The following is a 1663-nucleotide window of genomic DNA, read 5'->3' on the forward strand; positions in this document are numbered from 1 at the left end:
CCTCCTTGTTTCGCTTCGGGTGGCTGAGCCGGTCTGAGTGGGGATGTGGTGGTGGGTTGGGTTGCTTGTCACCGGTGGGCATGGCCGGGGCCCGACGCGGGGGTCGGGTGCTCCAGGGTTCCTCGGGTCGTGGGTGGGCAGGGACGGTCGCAGTTCACGTGGCTGGCCGGGGCAGGGCCGCAAGGCGAGTGAAAGCGCTGGTCAGCTCGTTTCGCCAGGGCCAGGTGGCGGAGATCCGTAGGCGGAGACGGCGGCCTCCGCGGGTGATGCGGGCGGCAGTGTGCAGGAGTCGGTAGCGGAGCTTCTTCGGCTCGGCGGTGGCCAAATCGCCTTCCAGTAGAAGTGTTTGAGTCCAGGCGAGCAGGTCGGCGCCGGTCAGTGCCAGTTCGAGCCAGACGGCGTTGATCTGGAAGTGGCGGGAGGGAAAGCGGCCGAAGCCGGTGGTCTTGCCGCTGCGGATGCGGTCTTCGACGCGGGCGTGTGCGCGATGGCGGGCCTCCAGGTGCTGCACGGAGCCCTGCCCGTAGGGGGTGTCGGTGAGGAAGACCTGGTGGCGCATGCCCTCGTCCAGGTCGAACAGCGAGAGCTGGGCACCGGGGTGCGGGCGTTCGCGCCGGACGATGACCCGGGTGCCGTCCGGGTAGCCGGCCAGGTCGATCATGCCGGTCAGCTCGGCGACTTCCGCGCTCTCGCGCAGGGTGCCGTCCTGTTCGAGTGCGGGATGCCAGACCTGCTCGGGCAGGGCTCGGATCGCGCGGCGGACCGGCTCGGTGACGGCGTATCCAACGGAGAAGTAGGTGATGATCCCGCGTGAGTGCAGGGTGCGTATGTGGTGCAGGAATGCTTTCGCTCCTCCGGCACTGTCCGCGCGGATGAGGACCGGTGCCCCGTGGCGGTGGGTGTCGGGGATCTGGGCAAGCGCCTGGTCCAGGACGGTGATGTGGTCGGCGGCGGTGTTGGCACCGGCGTTGCCGGGTCTGAGGACTCCTGCCAGGGCTTCGCCGGTGTTGTCCAGGAAGCACAGCAGCGGGTGGTAGCCGAAGCCGCGCTTGTAGGTGGCCGCAGCCTGCTCTTTCTCGGAGTGGCAGGTAACCAGGGTGGCGTCGAGGTCCAGGACAAGACCGGGCAGGTCACGTCCGCCCGCGCGGGCTGCGCGTATCCCTGCGCTGGTCTCGGCAGCTTGCAGCCATGCGGTCTCCCGGGCGGTGGCCCTGGCCGAGCGCAGGCGGGCGAGTGCAGATGGGTCGATGCCGGCCAGCAGGCGCCAGGCGGTCGCAGTGGAGGCGACGGGGCCGAAAACCTCCGCTTGGTCGCGCAGCAGGGCCAGGTCTGCTATCGCCTCGCCGCCGTCGGCGAGCATGACCGCGAGATCTACCGCGATCCGGCCGGGGTCGTGCCCGGTGCCACGCGGCCGCAGTTGACGTAGTGCGTCCGTGAAGGTGCTGGTCAGGCCAGTGGCGTCGGAGAGATCGGCCAGCAAGCGGGTTCCGGCGTGGCTGACCGCTCCGTGACCGTCGGCCGACACGACGAGCTTGGGACGCGACCGGGTAGGGTTCACGCAGAAAGTGCCTTCCCGCTGTGATGACAGAGACCTTAGACAAGCCTCATCCTCCCAGCTCAGAAGGCACTTTCGCTTTTCCGTTCAAGCCTCGGACACCACCGC

At 69.0% G+C, this 1663-nt stretch carries 1 protein-coding gene; it reads right to left on the reverse strand.

The window, feature by feature from the left end:
- Positions 1–154: 154 nt before the first annotated feature.
- On the reverse strand, positions 155–1588 hold the full coding sequence (locus tag AXW62_RS39645; RefSeq protein ID WP_079116001.1) for an IS1380 family transposase: 1434 nt from the start codon (positions 1586–1588) through the stop codon (positions 155–157).
- Positions 1589–1663: the final 75 nt, after the last annotated feature.

The organism is Streptomyces hygroscopicus subsp. hygroscopicus (assembly GCF_001553455.1).
GTDB lineage: Bacteria > Actinomycetota > Actinomycetes > Streptomycetales > Streptomycetaceae > Streptomyces > Streptomyces hygroscopicus.